Source organism: Acetobacterium wieringae, from assembly GCF_001766835.1.
In the GTDB taxonomy this organism is placed as follows: domain Bacteria; phylum Bacillota; class Clostridia; order Eubacteriales; family Eubacteriaceae; genus Acetobacterium; species Acetobacterium wieringae.
The window spans coordinates 61,010-75,269 of record NZ_LKEU01000031.1 but is presented as its reverse complement, the minus strand read 5'-3'; the positions used below and the strand labels follow the sequence as shown (position 1 = coordinate 75,269).

The following is a 14,260-nucleotide window of genomic DNA, read 5'->3' as shown; positions in this document are numbered from 1 at the left end:
TTGAAAGAAAAGCAGTTTGCGGTTCTTGGTTTAGGGCGTTTTGGTGAAGCACTGGCCATCACCCTCAGCGAATTGGGCTGTAATGTTGTTGTCGTCGATAATGACGAAGAAAAAATTCAAAACATTGCGAATTTGGTAACCTATGCGGTGCAAGCGGATGTGACCGATATTAATGCACTGAAATCGATTGGCTTGAAGAATGTCGATGCGGTGGTGGTTTCCATTACCTCAGACATTAACAGCAGTATTATGGGTATTGTCAATGCTCAGGAACTGGGAATCAATGAAATTTATGGAAAAGCCAACAATGCCCAGCACGAAAAGGTGCTACTTAAATTAGGGGTCAAAAAAGTATTTTCTCCAGAGCGGGACATGGGTGAGCGGGTTGCGCATAATCTGTTTTCCGGCGATTTTATCGATATTTTGGAGCTGGATACCAATCATTCCATCGTTGAGGTGGAGTCCCTTCATATTTGGGAAGGAAAAAACCTGGAACAGTTAAACCTCCGGGAAAAACATGGCTTAAATGTAATTGCAATTCGGAGTCTGGATGTCTTAAATGCTTCGCCATTGGCCAGTGATGTGATTCATGCCGGAGATAAACTGATTGTGATGGGGGAGAATCGCTCCATTAATGAGATTAACAAACTGTCCCGAAAAGACCATTAACGATGTTTCCAGAAATTACATCAAAAAATAATGAGCAACTGAAGTATCTGCGTAAACTCAGCAGTAAATCCTTTCGTGACGCCGAAGGTACCTTTGCCATCGAAGGCACCAAGCTTTTTCTGGAAGCAGTTAAAAATCAATTGCAGTTTAAGCAGATCTTTATTACCAGCACTTGGCTAAAGATTAATGGCGCATCTGTCAGGGATCGTCTGGTTACTTTGGAGAACAATAAAGTTGCCATTGCAATCGTCAGTCCGACGATTCTGGCAAGCCTGTCCGGTTTACAAAAACCCGAAGGAATTATGGCGGTACTGCATAAAATTAATAGCCGACCGGGAACCTTCAAGCGTACGGTTTTACTGGAGGATGTTCAGGATCCCTACAATGTTGGTACCATTATTCGTACTGCCGATGCAGCAGGTTTTGACTGTGTGGTGACGTCTGCTAAAACAGCGGATATTTACAATGAGAAGGTACTACGGGGTTCGATGGGTTCGGTCTTTCACTTGCCGATTTATCAGGTCGTTTCGCTGCTTGATACGGTCAAGCAGTTAAAAGAGCAGCAGGTAACGATCATCGGTACTTCCTTAAGTGGCAGTTGTTTATGGGAACGCCAGTCCCTCAACGATTCATTTGCCATCGTTATGGGGAATGAATCCCAGGGAATGTCGAAGCAAATGAGTGAATGCTGCGATCTGTTACTGAAAATTCCCATTTTGGGTCAGGCGGAGTCACTGAATGTGGCAACGGCTGCAGGTATCATCATGTATGATCTGATTCGAGATTTTAAGGAATGCCAGACCAAAGTAAAAGATAATTAAATAACTTATCTACAATGATAGAGCGAGTAAATAAAGATGAGACTTTACAGAGAAAAAATCCCAGGCTGAGAGATTTTGTGTTTAAATTTATTGAAGTTCCCTCTGGAGTTTTAGCTGTGAACCGCATCAACCAATTTTGATGATTGATAGCAGCTAACGTTAATTGCGTTAAAATTTTAAGTGAATACAATTATGTATTAATTTAAGGTGGTACCGCGGAATGATTTCGTCCTTTTGAGAGGACGATTTTTTTATTTATAAGGAGAAAGAAATGGAGCTAGAACTCAAACAATTACGAGATCGCTGTATAGCTGATCTAAGTGCCGTTACCGAACTGAAATCACTGGATAATGTCCGGATTAAGTATCTGGGTAAAAAAGGCGAACTGACCATTGCCCTAAAAGGAATGGGCAAGCTTTCCAACGAGGAACGTCCGGTCATTGGCAAGCTGGCCAATGAAATCCGGGAAGAAATTGAAAGTAACATCATGGCGCAAAAACAGTTACTGGAACAACAGGAAATTGAAGCGCAGATCAAAGAAGAACGTATCGATGTGTCCCTGCCTGGACAAAAACATCAGGCGGGAAACCTGCATCCGTTAACTACGATTATCAATGATTTAAAAGAAATCTTTCTGGGAATGGGCTTCTCCATTGCCGAAGGTCCGGAGATTGAATGGGCAAAATATAATTTTGACTATTTGAATGTGCCTCAGGATCATTCGGCCAGAGACCTCCAGGACACTTTTTACTATCAGGATGATATCGTGCTGAGAACTCAGACTTCACCGGTTCAAGTTCGGGTTATGGAAGAACAGCAACCACCCCTGCGGATTATTTCACCGGGTCGGGTTTATCGCTTTGATGAAATCGACGCTACCCATTCTCCAGTCTTCCATCAGATGGAGGGATTGGTGATTGATAAAGGCATCACCATGAGCGATCTTAAAGGAACCCTTGATTTATTTGCCAAGAAACTCTTTGGTGAACAGACGAAAACCAAGTTCCGCCCCCACCAGTTCTATTTTACCGAGCCCAGCGCTGAGATGGATGTAACCTGCTTTAAATGCGGCGGCGTTGGCTGTAAGGTTTGCAGCAACACCGGCTGGATTGAAATTCTCGGTTGCGGAATGGTTCACCCGAATGTTTTGCGCTTCTGTGGCATTGACCCGGATGAATACAGCGGCTTTGCCTTTGGCATGGGCCTTGACCGGATCACAATGATCAAGTATGGCATCAACGATCTGCGTTTATTGTTTGAAAATGATCTGCGTTTTTTAGCGCAATTTAAATAGGAGGAACCCAATTATGCTCGTTTCACTGAATTGGTTAAAAGAATTTGTTGATATAAAAATGGCACCGTTTGATTTTGGGGAGGCTCTGACGATGTCCGGGACAAAGGTGGAAACCCTAACGGTTGTTTCAGAAAATGTGGTTAATATCTTTACCGGACAAATTACCAAAATTGAAGCCCATCCCAATGCGGATAAGCTGACCGTCTGTACCGTGGATATGGGAACTGACCAACGGGTGATTGTCACTGCGGCCAAGAATGTCTTTGAAGGTGCCATTGTTCCGGTGGCCATTGATGGTGCGGTAATTGCCAATGGTACCAAAATCGGCACCAATGATTTTCGGGGATTGCTTTCCTATGGGATGTTCTGCTCGATTGAAGAACTGGGAATGAACACCGATTTATTTTCTAAAGAAATCATGGAAGGGATTCTGATTCTGCCGGAAAATACGCCGCTGGGAATGGATGCCCGGGAACTTTTGTGGCTTGATGACGTGATCATCGATGTGGAACTGACGGCTAACCGATCGGATTGCCAATCGATTGTGGGGATCGCCCGGGAAGCGGCAGCAACCCTGGATCTGCCAATGGCTGAAGTACCAGTTTATGACGCCACCGCAGAAAGTGCTGATGAAATCGCCGACTATTTGGCCGTACGTATTGAAGATTCTGCCTGCCCCCGATATGTCGCCAAGATGCTCAAAGTCAAGAAAATAGAAGACTCACCGCTGTGGATGCAGAAAAAGCTGCTAAACAGTGGGGTGCGGCCAATCAACAATATTGTTGACGTCACCAACTACGTGATGCTGGAGCTGGGCCAACCGCTCCATGCTTTTGATTACCACAGCCTTAAGTCACAGGAAATTGTGGTTACAACCACTGCCGATAAGAAGATGGTCACCTTAGACGATAAAGAGCGGGAAATTGATGAATCGATGCTGATGATCACCAATGGCAAGGCTCCAGTGGCCATTGCCGGAGTCATGGGCGGTGAAAACTCAGAAATCACCGATAAAACCAGTCTGATTGTTCTGGAATCGGCTAATTTTAACAAAGGCAGTGTACGTCTAACGGCTAAGCAACTGGGCCTGCGAACCGAAGCCTCATCCCGGTTTGAAAAGGGTGTTGATCCGGAATTAGCCGCAGTGGCAGCATTGCGGGCGACCCAGCTGCTGCTGGATATTGGCGCCTGTGATGTAATCGAAGGGATGATTGATGTTTACCCTCAGGTGACGGAATTAAAAAAAGTTGCCCTTGATGTTAATTGGTTTAATGCGTTTGTGGGGATTTCTTTGACTGTTGAGGAAGTTTCAAGCATGCTGACCCGGTTATTCTTTACGGTGAAAAAAATAAGCGATGCCGTTCTGGAAGTTGAAGTGCCCAGCTATCGGATGGACATTGCGCTCAAAGAAGATCTGGCCGAGGAAGTGGTAAGGATTTTTGGTTATGACCGCATCCCTGGTACCATTATGGGTGGCGAAACCATGGTTGGCGGTAAAACCCCGGTGCAGAAATTTGAAGACAGCCTGAAAAATATTCTGGTGGGTCAGGGGTATTATGAAACCCTGACATCCTCCTTTACCAGCGAAAAGCGTCTCCACGGACTGAATACGCAGCTTGAGGATAACCTGATTCCACTGATTAACCCGCTGGGGGAAGAAAACAGCATTATGCGCCATACCCTCGTAGGCCATCAGCTGGAAGTGATTTCGCTAAATTATAATCGCAAAAATCCGGCTGGCCGTTTTTTTGAATTGTCCAATACCTATCGCAAAAACACCAAGCCAGGGGAATTGCCGATTGAAGCAAAAAAACTGGCCATCAGCGCCTACGGCAGCGGTGATTATTTTAAATTAAAAGGCGTGGTTGAGCTGCTGCTCACGCATTCCGGAATCAACGATCCGGAGTTTGTTGCCGGGGGATCGGACTTCCTTCATCCCGGACGTAAAGCGGAAATTTTTGTAGCTGGCGTTAAACTCGGTGAAATCGGTGAGATTCATCCGATGGTTGTCAAGCATTATGAACTACCGAAACGGTGTTATGTTTGTCAGCTATCCTTTGACGAGCTTTTTGAATGCGCCACTCTGGATAATAAATTTACTGACCTGCCAAAATTCCCGGCTTCTAATCGCGATTTGGCTATTTTAATCAAAGACGAGATCCCGGCGGCAGCAATCGCAGCGATTATCCGTAAAAACAGCGGCGAAATCCTTGAAAGCATTGAGTTGTTTGACGTCTATACCGGGGCTCAAATTCCGGCTGGTTATAAGAGTCTGGCCTATGCCTTAAACTTCCGGCACCACGAACGAACCCTGACCGACAATGACATTAACCCGGTTATCGACCAGATTCTCGGTGAATTGAAACAGGCATTTGATGCCCAACTCCGTGAGTAAATACTGAAACGCTCATGAATCTGATTTGTGAACATATTGTCGGGCTTCAGCACTTAAAAGGGGTCGGTCGACAGAAAACGATCCGCTTGCTGGAGTTGATCACCGCTCCTCAGCAGCTTTGTTTCCGGGAGTTGGTTGAAATCGGCCAGACTTTTGGGATGATTTCCAGCCAGATCAGCAAGGCCGAAATCGCAGCTGCTGAGGACTGTGCCCAGACGCTGGCCGAACAATGCGGTCAGCTGGGAATCTCTTGCTGCTCGTATTGGGATGAAGCGTTTCCGGATAGTCTGAAATTTTCGGATCATCCGGTGTTGATTTTTTATCAGGGCGACTTGAGTATTTTAACGCATTCCAAACGGGCCGCAGTGATTGGCAGTCGCCAACCGTCCGCCTTGGGGGCAGATTTTGCTTTCCAGGCTGGTAAGTTACTGGCCGAAAACAATTTTGTGGTCATCAGTGGCCTGGCTGTTGGTTCTGATTCTTGCGGACACCAGGGTTGCCTGGATGCTGGTGGCAAGACGGTGGCTTTTCTGCCTTCTGGTTTGGCTCCAATTTATCCCAGCACCAATCAGCAGTTGGCAGATAAAATCTGTGGCATGGGGGGCTGTCTGGTATCCGAATACCCCCATCATGAAACCCTTTTGCCATATAAGTTCGTAGAGCGGGATCGTCTTCAGAGTGCGTCCAGTCAGTTTGTGATTGTTTCCAATTTTACGCCGGGGAGCGGTACCATTTATACCCTGGATTACGCCAGAAAATACCAGAAAGCGATTTATTCCATTCCGGTTATCCATAGCGAATCACGGGCTGGTTTTAAGCATCTTGAGATAAAACAGATTGACTACCGAATTTTAAGCAATACAGAACTGGCTGATGTCATTGAGCAGTATTAATTGATAAATCAATTGTAATTTTCTTGTTTATTACCTATAATAGAATATAACAAAGAAGAACCTTTTTATCACTTTTGAGAACTAAATTTATTTCACAGGAGGAAAAAATGCCTGAACAAACAATCATGGAATTACGCATACTCGATACCGAATTTAATCTAAAGGCCAAGGGAAACGAAGAGCATATTAAGCACGTTTCTGACTACGTCAATACCGAATTGGAACGGGTCAAGGCTGCGAATCCCTTCACAAACCATATTCGGATTGCGATTTTAGGCTGTATGAATATTACCGAGCGGCTTTTCAACGCAGAGGAAGAAGTTCGGAGCAGTGAAGAAGTAAAAGCCAAAGAAGTCGGCGAGGTGAAACAAGTTAAAGCTGAACTCAAGAAACTCAGCGATTTGCTGGCCGAAGAACAGGCAAAATATCAAGCACTGGCTGAAGAGAAAGACTTATTGCAAAAAGAACTGGATGAAAAAAATGATCTGTTGGCCCAATACCGGGAACACTTACGACAAGGAAAAATTGAAAGTGAAACCAGCCGCAAAACAATCCTGGATCTCCAGAATCAGTTGTTTGAAAGCCAGATCGAATTGGTCAAAGCCAACAAAAATCATATCGAAAAAGATGTCTTTAAAAGCATTGAAGACAAAATGAAACTGGACTAACGGAAAATAAAAAAAAGATGTTTGCACATCTTTTTTTATTGCTCTAAAATTTGCGGATCAGACCGGTTACCTTGCCAAGAATTTTGATATCCTGGGCATTGCAGAAAATCGGATCCATGGTTTTATTTTCCGGTTGCAGTCGGATTTTATTGGGCTCGTCGTAAAAAATGCGTTTGACCGTGGCTTCGTTATCTTCAAGCAAAAGCGCTACAACAATGTCATTATTTCGGGCCGTCTCCTGCTTTCGGACGATGATTTTATCACCATCGAGAATCCCGGCTTCAATCATGCTAGTCCCCTTGACTATAAGAATAAAGGCGTCATCGGATCCGGTAAAATCGAGCGGCAGCGGGAAAATATCAGTAATGTTTTCAATTGCCAGAATTGGAGCACCGGCAGTGACGCAGCCTAAAATTGGCAATGAGATAATTGTTTTTTCATCAAAGTGACTGGAAATTGTTTCATTGGGATCGTGGCGCAACACCTCGATAGCCCGGGTTTTGGTTGAATCACGCTTGATATAACCCAGCTCTTCCAGCTTTTTCAGGTAGGTGTGGGCGGTGGAAGTCGATTTCAGATTAACAGCGGCACAAATTTCCCGCACTGATGGGGGATAACGTTTATCGCGCATTTGGGTTTCTATAAATTTCAAGATATCTAATTGTTTGCTGTTTAAATCCTCGTACATGAGTTTTCCTCCAAAATAGTTATGCTTCATTATAGCATATCACCAGATTAAAGGCAAACGTAAGTTCTTAATTTTACCATTGTTGTCAATCATCGCTTTCAAACTGTGCCAACGGATTTTGGTTAAGGGTATCCCGGAGGATTTCTTCATTGACATGGGTATAGATTTGAGTGGTTGAAACATTCTGATGACCAAGAATTTCCTGAACCGAGCGCAAATCGGCATTGCCATAACGGAACATCAGGGTTGCAGCGGTGTGGCGGAGTTTGTGGACACTGATTTCATCGGTATTGAGACCGCAATTCGCCAGATGTTTCTTGACCAGGTGCTGAACCGCCCGATTGCTGATCGGGCCATTTTGCTGGCTGAGAAAGAGATAGGGGCAGTTGGATTCTGGGCGCACCGCCAGATAGCGATTGATGGCTTTTAAGCAGGCATGGTTTAAAAAGACGGTACGCTCTTTATTACCCTTACCAATGATGCGCAGGGCATCGTTTTTGATGTCGGAAATCTTTATTTGGGTCAGCTCGGAAAGACGCATCCCGCAATTGAGAAACAGGGTAATAATGGCAAAGTCCCTTTCTTTATGGCGACCGGTAATCCCTTTCAATAAATCCACGGCTTCGTCCCATTCCAGATAACGGGCATGACGGGCCGGGAGTTTGGGCATTTCCAGTTCAGTCACCGGGTTGGGCAGAAAGTACTTTTGCTTATTGCACAGATAATTAAAGAATGAACGTAAGGAAGAGACCTTGCGGCTTCGGGCCGCATCTGCATTTTGCCGTTCCTTACTGGAGTAGGAAAGAAAGGCATAGAGAATCCCCAGATTTACCGATTTTAAGACATCAATGTCGATATCATCGATGGGAATTGCATCAAAAGGCAGCGATTGGGGAACCATCGCAAAATAGCGTTTGAGGAAGCGGAAAAAAATAATCAGATCATAACGGTAAGCCTGGGCGGACTTTTCAGAATAACCTTTAATGGTTAAAACATAATTTAGGAATTCATCCAGCAGTGCATTATTGGGAATAATTTTATCAGTTAGATTGGTTGGGATGGTCATCAGAGTCTCCTAAAATTTTTGCCGGGGTTGGCTGGTAACAGCTGCAAAAAAGATGGCATAAGCTGAGATGGTATTTGCACAAGCACCGGCAGATTTTATTATAGCTTACCACACTTTAGTCATTTTGTCACGAAACTTACATTTTGCGACAAAATATTTTAGAACAGTATTGGTTATTTTGCAGCCGCCAAACACATTTTATTGTGCATTGACATATACTTCGGACATAGTTTGACATATAAGTGGTAAAAAATAATTCATTTATTTGCGCTTATGTATAATTTATCGGACTTAAATAACGAATTTAATTGAATTCTATGAACAATAATCAGAAATATGAAATTTTATTATCTCCGGTGAAGAAAATGCAAAATAAAATGACAGGTTCGTATGATACCTATTTTATTTTAAAAATAGGTAAAATTTGACATATAACCCGTAAAAAATGGAAGGTTTTCATGAAAAAAATAATTTCTATATGTAATGCCAACTTTCAGTAAAAAAAGTATTACGCCTTTTAATTATCCAATGGAAACATTGTAGCGTACAATCAGACTATATCCCCCAACCATTGTTTCCATATTATCTATATTGTTTCGATAATCTTCATTCACCTGAGACTCTTCTTCTTCGAAAAAATAGACATTATAAAAGAGATCATTCTCGATAATAATGCCTTTATAGGCTGGGCCAACTGAAATACCAGAATCTAAAAGATCTTCTGTGATTATTTTTATAAAGTCACCATTTCTAATATTATTCTCAATAAAACCTAATAGTCTACAAAAGTATTCAAATAAATAAAACTCGATAATTTTAGAAGCAAGCCGGAAAACATCAGCCGAAATTACTGTGCTTTTGGGATCATTAAAAAAATCATAAAAGAGTTGAATGAGATATTCATATAAGAACAGCAAGAAAGAAGTATTACACTCTCCTGCCCTATTTCTAAGTATACAGGAATATAGCCATAGATAATATGCATATTGTTCTTTTTTTATTTTTTTATGACCATAGAGACATTTTATAAAAACATTATTTAATTTCGTTTTATAATTAATATTTGTTCGATTCATATTTTCACAATGATAGCCAACCTTGAAGGTATTCTTGATCCGGTAGTCGACTTTATTTATGATATTTTCAAGTGATGAAAGAATCGACAAATCATTTTTCGAATAGTCTTTTACTAAATTAATCCAATCACAATCGCAATTAGAGTAATAATTGTTCAGATTACTAATTTCATATTTAGTTAATTTCGTTACTTTTCGCACACTAATTGTCGCTGAACTACTCTTTTCGCCATTGATAAGATAATCTTTTATAAATTTAGCACCAAAATCCGGAAGCTTATTTTTAATTTTTAATCGCCAGGGATTAATCTCAATTATAGTACAACTTTTGTCCGAAATATATGGAAGATTCAACTGTATTGATTTATTATGATAACTTTTTGCAACAAGCTCCATTGGTGAGTGTATCATGAAATGTCGGAATAAGTCAATTTCACAATAGGGACAAATATAGAAACTTTTTTTATTGAAGCAAAATTCCGAAAATCTGCGATGGTTACAAACAGGGCAATGTTCAACCAAAGGCATATTATGTATAAGACATTGATCTAAAAAAGTAAATTGATGAAATAAATAATGATTTCCTTCTTCCATGCACTTTGGACAATATTTAAAAAAATGATCGAATAGAAAAATGAGATTATGGGAAAGAAATATTGAAAATGGACCTAATAGTTTCCTCACATCTTCTTTTATTTGCAGAAGAACCGGTTCTTCAAATATGGAATTTAAACCTTCTACGTTTATTTTACCCCTATATTGAAATAAAAGTTCTGGCAAAAATTTATTTGTATCATTATTGTTTACCAATATTGGTTTAATCAATATATTTGAAGAACAAGAATTCACGTAACATGATTTAACTAAATAATCATAAAAGCTTTCATATTGATTTCGCTTAAATTTTGTTAGCATACCAGCTTATCCTCGCTTTATACTCACTTTCGCTTTCCATTGATACATGCATTTAAAAGGTCTTGCTCGTGGCCACAGTCTGCAAATTTGACAGTCTCGATCCACATATCTTCGGTAATCCATTCATCCCCTGCCCCTTCAATTCCATGTTCTATAAAAAGAAATTCAATCATGTTACATAAATGACTCATTGACAATCCATGTTTACTGAAAATAGTTTTTCCATAAATATTACAAATACAATTATATAAATTATCAGTTTCATGGATCAGAAATTTACTCTCACTGAATGCCGTTGGAAAAAAATAATTCGTGTATGTCAAGTCTGAATCTAAGGGAAATCGCATACCGAAATCGTATGCACCGAGGACATCTTGAAGTTCTTTCTTTGTCCGAATACCATTGAATATGTGCGTTTTTTGCATGAAACGTCGCACAATCTGGACTTCCTTCATTCCTGAGAACAAGTTCCGCTGTGAGATTAAATCTTCAGTACCAACTAAAATTGTCGTCATTTCTATACCTTGAGCTTTTAACTGGTTATTAATATCTTTAAGACACTGGTACTCATTCTTATCAAGCGCATCTGCTTCATCAATGAAAAAAAGGATTTTTCGATTTCCATTTTCTTCAAGAGCTAAATTTATTAACTGTGAACACAATCGATCCGATTTATCTTGTGTTGAACCTTTATTAAATAAATCATGATTTGTGGCTTTCAATAATCTCGTGTAAAAAACATTGGTGTTCTTTAGTGGATCAGGCATGGAGCTCACAAACGTTAAAATTTCGCGGTCATACTTTTCGTATATTTCATTTTTTATTATATTGATTGCTGTCGATTTTCCATAACCTGATGGTCCATAAATAATCATCCCTTGTATTCTAAATTTGATAGCTTCGTCTATTTTTTTGATTGCTTCTTCGACAATCGATGTTTTTATTTTGTAATTACCAGTGTGAATGGGATGTTTATTTTTTACTATTGATTTTACTTGATCAAATTGATCTGCACTCATTTTATTTTAGTCCTTTCATTTAATTACCATGTTCGTTTGGATGGGTCTGACCATTTCGCCATTAATTCCTCATCGCTTAACAATTTTTTGTCATCTTCAAGAGTGATTTCGTCTATAGTGTTGGAACTTTTTTTATTTTGAGGTAAAATATTTGATTTAGGACTTCTTTTTTCAGCTTCATTTCGTACAGTCGCCAAGTGGGTTGCCGCCGTTTTGCTGGAAAGAGCTTTTTCTTCCAGATTATTTGCAAAATTTGTTATTAAGTCTTCGACGTGACTGTTATTCATGTCATTTCTATTTGCGAAATCTCGAATTAATTTATTTGTTTTTAAAGAAATCGCAGTGCCAATCCGTTTACCTTTGATCACTAAATGTCCGATATGAGCGCCATTTTCTAAATATGCTTCCATCTCTCTAATATCAAGCGGATCAAACTCGATTACAATATTCTTACCAACTGGTGTATAGCTTGAAGACAAAACGGAACTTGTATATTTGTATCCAGCAAAATTGATATATGGCCGGATTCCCTTTTTTTTGTTGCCTTGAACTTTTCTGATTTGATAACATTTCATAAGCGAAAAATCCTTTCTGCTATCATCTGAAACATATGATGGAATCAAGCCTCGATCAATTCGGTCTCTCATAACTGATAGAGGCGAAAATCCACCTAAACCTTGATGAGGTTGCAAATTGTATTCTGAAATAATTATTTCAGCTATTTCGGATATCTCTTTTAGGGTAATCCGATATGTAACAGCATCTTTTTCCGCTCCTATTCGACGAATATCATTAATGTTGCTCCCCGTTGTAGATGGTATTCGATGAAAACCTTTCTCTTCTAAAGTTCTAAAAAATCGTTCAATGAGAGGGCGTCTATGAGGTGTTGCGACAGGGCCAAAATTTATACTGATACCTAATTTTTCTAAATTATCCGTAACGTCACGTGAAAGATGCGATAGTGCATTATCCATACAAATCTCGTCGAAGAGTGCCCATTGCGTATAAGGGACTGCCACTGAGTGGTATCCTTCAATACTTTTTTTAAAATTGAATTGACTAAAATTCAATGATTTATGTGGAATTATTGCGTTTTGTATACATTCTAATACATCAAATCGATTATAGTTTTGACTAACAGAAATAGTGTATCCAAGTATAACGCGAGTTGCTACGTCAATTACTGCAATAATCCAGATACGATTGGCTAAAACGTAAACTGTGTCGCCATGCTCATTTTCAACAGCAACTGTAAATAATGCATCGATTTTATGCCCATCTAACTCAACTTTTGCAAAAGGTCGTATAGGACTGGATTGATCCGGCTGTATGCATCTTGTGTTACGAAATAATTGCTCCGCATTTTTTCCGTAACGATTCAATGAAGCATAAGGATTTTCGTCACCAATATTATGCAAAAATCTGACCATTGATCGATATCCTTGGGATTTAGTTTCAAATGGATAGTCGGTCTCTTTAAAGCCGTTTGCTATCAGATTTTTTATTAAAGATTCATGGATTGTTTTAAAAGATGATAATTTGTCCCATTTTGATTTTTTTTCATTAAAATAATCTAATAGTAATTGATCTCGAATATCGGGGTGATCCTCCATTAATTTAATAAATGGACCCTTTCTCGATTTCAATCGGTGCCCTTTTATTAATCCAATATAACCTACAGGTTGGCCACTCGTATCAAGGCTTGCACATCGATCGACAAACTCTTTAATATGAGAATGGTTTATGCCGGTCATTTTTTCTATGTTTTTCATTGACTCACCATTTAAATACAAATCAACTGCTTTTTTCCTTGATTCATAGATTTGTTTATCAGAGTCTGACATATTATAGGTACTTACAGTTCGCCATGTTTTACTTTCTTCATAAAATTTTGCGATCTTATTATTCCAAAAAACGTTTGCCATAACACACCTCTGTATAAAAGTTCAATTCCTGATTAAACACATCCGCTTTGATCTGATCACGTATCAGCAAATAGACCAGGCTTGGAAATACCATTGTTGGCTCTGGATCAGATTCATAGATATGTCCAATTGTAGTATCCCCTACTTGTTCTATAAATCGTTTTATTCGTTTTATACAATTTCCGAGTAACCTTTCATCAGTTCTACAAATGCAGTGATACATAAATCTCATATTATTGAGATGTTCCAGACCTTGAAAAATATCATTTTCAGTACGCACACGATATAGAATATTATTTTTCAAACACCAATTTTTTTGGATAGCAATTTGAGACTTTGCTCTGACTGCGGATTTATTGTCTCCAGTTAAATCAGAAGAATACTTAATTTCCCATAATTCATTAATATTGTCTTCATAAAGAACTTCCATATCAAACACTGTTTTGCACATTTTGCCATCATCATTTTTTCCAGTTATTTGAAGTGGTTGTTCGACGTATTTAATAATTTGCGGGTTCAATTCAACAGATAAAAAGTTCGCATATTCCAGATTACTGTAAAAACATGCCCTTCGATTTAGTTTTAGACTATGACAAATAAAGTAATTCGATCCATAGCTCTGTGAGCGTGGCATTTCGATTGGCTTTTCACTTAACATGGGCTTCCTCCGCAATATTTATTAATCTCAAAACTCAAAAGCAAATATTGTTATCGTTTACTTATCCAATTTTCTTTAGAATAATCACAGAAATTTATTCAAAGATACTTTAAGGTTTAAATACCAAAAATGACGGATTGAATTTTTTATTTCAATCCGTCATTAGGCTCAAT

12 protein-coding genes and 1 other annotated feature are annotated in these 14,260 nt (G+C 39.6%); of the genes, 6 read left to right on the top strand and 6 right to left on the bottom strand.

The genetic code is table 11. From position 1 onward, the window contains the following. From ACWI_RS10680 to zapA, 6 genes are all read left to right on the top strand, one after another. Entirely contained in the window at window positions 1–669 is a 669-nt protein-coding gene (locus ACWI_RS10680; protein WP_070371428.1) for a potassium channel family protein, read from the top strand. Between the two features lie 2 nt (window positions 670–671). Continuing rightward, on the top strand, window positions 672–1,490 hold the full coding sequence (locus ACWI_RS10675) for a TrmH family RNA methyltransferase (RefSeq protein ID WP_070371427.1): 819 nt from the start codon (window positions 672–674) through the stop codon (window positions 1,488–1,490). A gap of 5 nt (window positions 1,491–1,495) precedes the next feature. After that, window positions 1,496–1,727: a binding site (T-box leader), on the top strand. Between the two features lie 34 nt (window positions 1,728–1,761). After that, entirely contained in the window at window positions 1,762–2,784 is a 1,023-nt protein-coding gene (pheS, locus tag ACWI_RS10670; protein ID WP_070371426.1) for a phenylalanine--tRNA ligase subunit alpha, read from the top strand. 13 nt (window positions 2,785–2,797) lie between these two features. Then, the gene (gene pheT, locus ACWI_RS10665) at window positions 2,798–5,179 is read left to right on the top strand and encodes a phenylalanine--tRNA ligase subunit beta (RefSeq protein ID WP_070371425.1); all 2,382 of its coding nucleotides are present in this window, start codon (window positions 2,798–2,800) and stop codon (window positions 5,177–5,179) included. Window positions 5,180–5,193: 14 nt separating this feature from the next. Continuing rightward, window positions 5,194–6,072, top strand: a complete 879-nt coding sequence (locus ACWI_RS10660) for a DNA-processing protein DprA (RefSeq protein ID WP_070371424.1) — start codon at window positions 5,194–5,196, stop codon at window positions 6,070–6,072. A gap of 107 nt (window positions 6,073–6,179) precedes the next feature. Beyond that, window positions 6,180–6,740, top strand: coding sequence for a cell division protein ZapA (gene zapA, locus ACWI_RS10655; RefSeq protein ID WP_242871614.1), 561 nt, complete (start codon window positions 6,180–6,182; stop codon window positions 6,738–6,740). 43 nt (window positions 6,741–6,783) lie between these two features. On the opposite strand, the gene lexA is transcribed toward zapA, so the two are convergent. The 6 genes from lexA to ACWI_RS10625 form a co-directional block, all read right to left on the bottom strand. Continuing rightward, window positions 6,784–7,428: a transcriptional repressor LexA gene (gene lexA / locus ACWI_RS10650; protein ID WP_070371423.1), complete on the bottom strand. Its 645-nt coding sequence runs from the start codon at window positions 7,426–7,428 to the stop codon at window positions 6,784–6,786. Window positions 7,429–7,513: 85 nt separating this feature from the next. After that, the gene (locus ACWI_RS10645; RefSeq protein ID WP_070371422.1) at window positions 7,514–8,494 is read right to left on the bottom strand and encodes a tyrosine recombinase XerC; all 981 of its coding nucleotides are present in this window, start codon (window positions 8,492–8,494) and stop codon (window positions 7,514–7,516) included. Between the two features lie 521 nt (window positions 8,495–9,015). Further along, window positions 9,016–10,485, bottom strand: a complete 1,470-nt coding sequence (locus ACWI_RS10640; RefSeq protein ID WP_070371421.1) for a TniQ family protein — start codon at window positions 10,483–10,485, stop codon at window positions 9,016–9,018. A gap of 23 nt (window positions 10,486–10,508) precedes the next feature. Next, on the bottom strand, window positions 10,509–11,504 hold the full coding sequence (locus ACWI_RS10635) for an ATP-binding protein (RefSeq protein WP_070371420.1): 996 nt from the start codon (window positions 11,502–11,504) through the stop codon (window positions 10,509–10,511). 23 nt (window positions 11,505–11,527) lie between these two features. After that, a complete protein-coding gene (locus tag ACWI_RS10630; RefSeq protein WP_070371419.1) occupies window positions 11,528–13,429 on the bottom strand; it encodes a DDE-type integrase/transposase/recombinase in 1,902 nt (633 codons plus the stop codon). Next, window positions 13,407–14,087: a TnsA endonuclease N-terminal domain-containing protein gene (locus ACWI_RS10625; protein WP_051355559.1), complete on the bottom strand. Its 681-nt coding sequence runs from the start codon at window positions 14,085–14,087 to the stop codon at window positions 13,407–13,409. Before ACWI_RS10625 ends, ACWI_RS10630 begins: the two co-directional genes overlap by 23 nt. Between the last annotated feature and the right edge of the window lie 173 nt (window positions 14,088–14,260).

Bases quoted from the DNA above. Each gene is read 5' to 3' on its own strand.
- ACWI_RS10625 (WP_051355559.1), bottom strand. From the start codon at position 14,087: ATGTTAAGTGAAAAGCCAATCGAAATGCCACGCTCACAGAGCTATGGA.
- pheS (WP_070371426.1), top strand. From the start codon at position 1,762: ATGGAGCTAGAACTCAAACAATTACGAGATCGCTGTATAGCTGATCTA.
- ACWI_RS10660 (WP_070371424.1), top strand. From the start codon at position 5,194: ATGAATCTGATTTGTGAACATATTGTCGGGCTTCAGCACTTAAAAGGG.
- lexA (WP_070371423.1), bottom strand. From the start codon at position 7,428: ATGTACGAGGATTTAAACAGCAAACAATTAGATATCTTGAAATTTATA.
- ACWI_RS10645 (WP_070371422.1), bottom strand. From the start codon at position 8,494: ATGACCATCCCAACCAATCTAACTGATAAAATTATTCCCAATAATGCA.
- ACWI_RS10630 (WP_070371419.1), bottom strand. From the start codon at position 13,429: ATGGCAAACGTTTTTTGGAATAATAAGATCGCAAAATTTTATGAAGAA.
- ACWI_RS10635 (WP_070371420.1), bottom strand. From the start codon at position 11,504: ATGAGTGCAGATCAATTTGATCAAGTAAAATCAATAGTAAAAAATAAA.
- ACWI_RS10640 (WP_070371421.1), bottom strand. From the start codon at position 10,485: ATGCTAACAAAATTTAAGCGAAATCAATATGAAAGCTTTTATGATTAT.
- ACWI_RS10675 (WP_070371427.1), top strand. From the start codon at position 672: ATGTTTCCAGAAATTACATCAAAAAATAATGAGCAACTGAAGTATCTG.
- zapA (WP_242871614.1), top strand. From the start codon at position 6,180: ATGCCTGAACAAACAATCATGGAATTACGCATACTCGATACCGAATTT.
- pheT (WP_070371425.1), top strand. From the start codon at position 2,798: ATGCTCGTTTCACTGAATTGGTTAAAAGAATTTGTTGATATAAAAATG.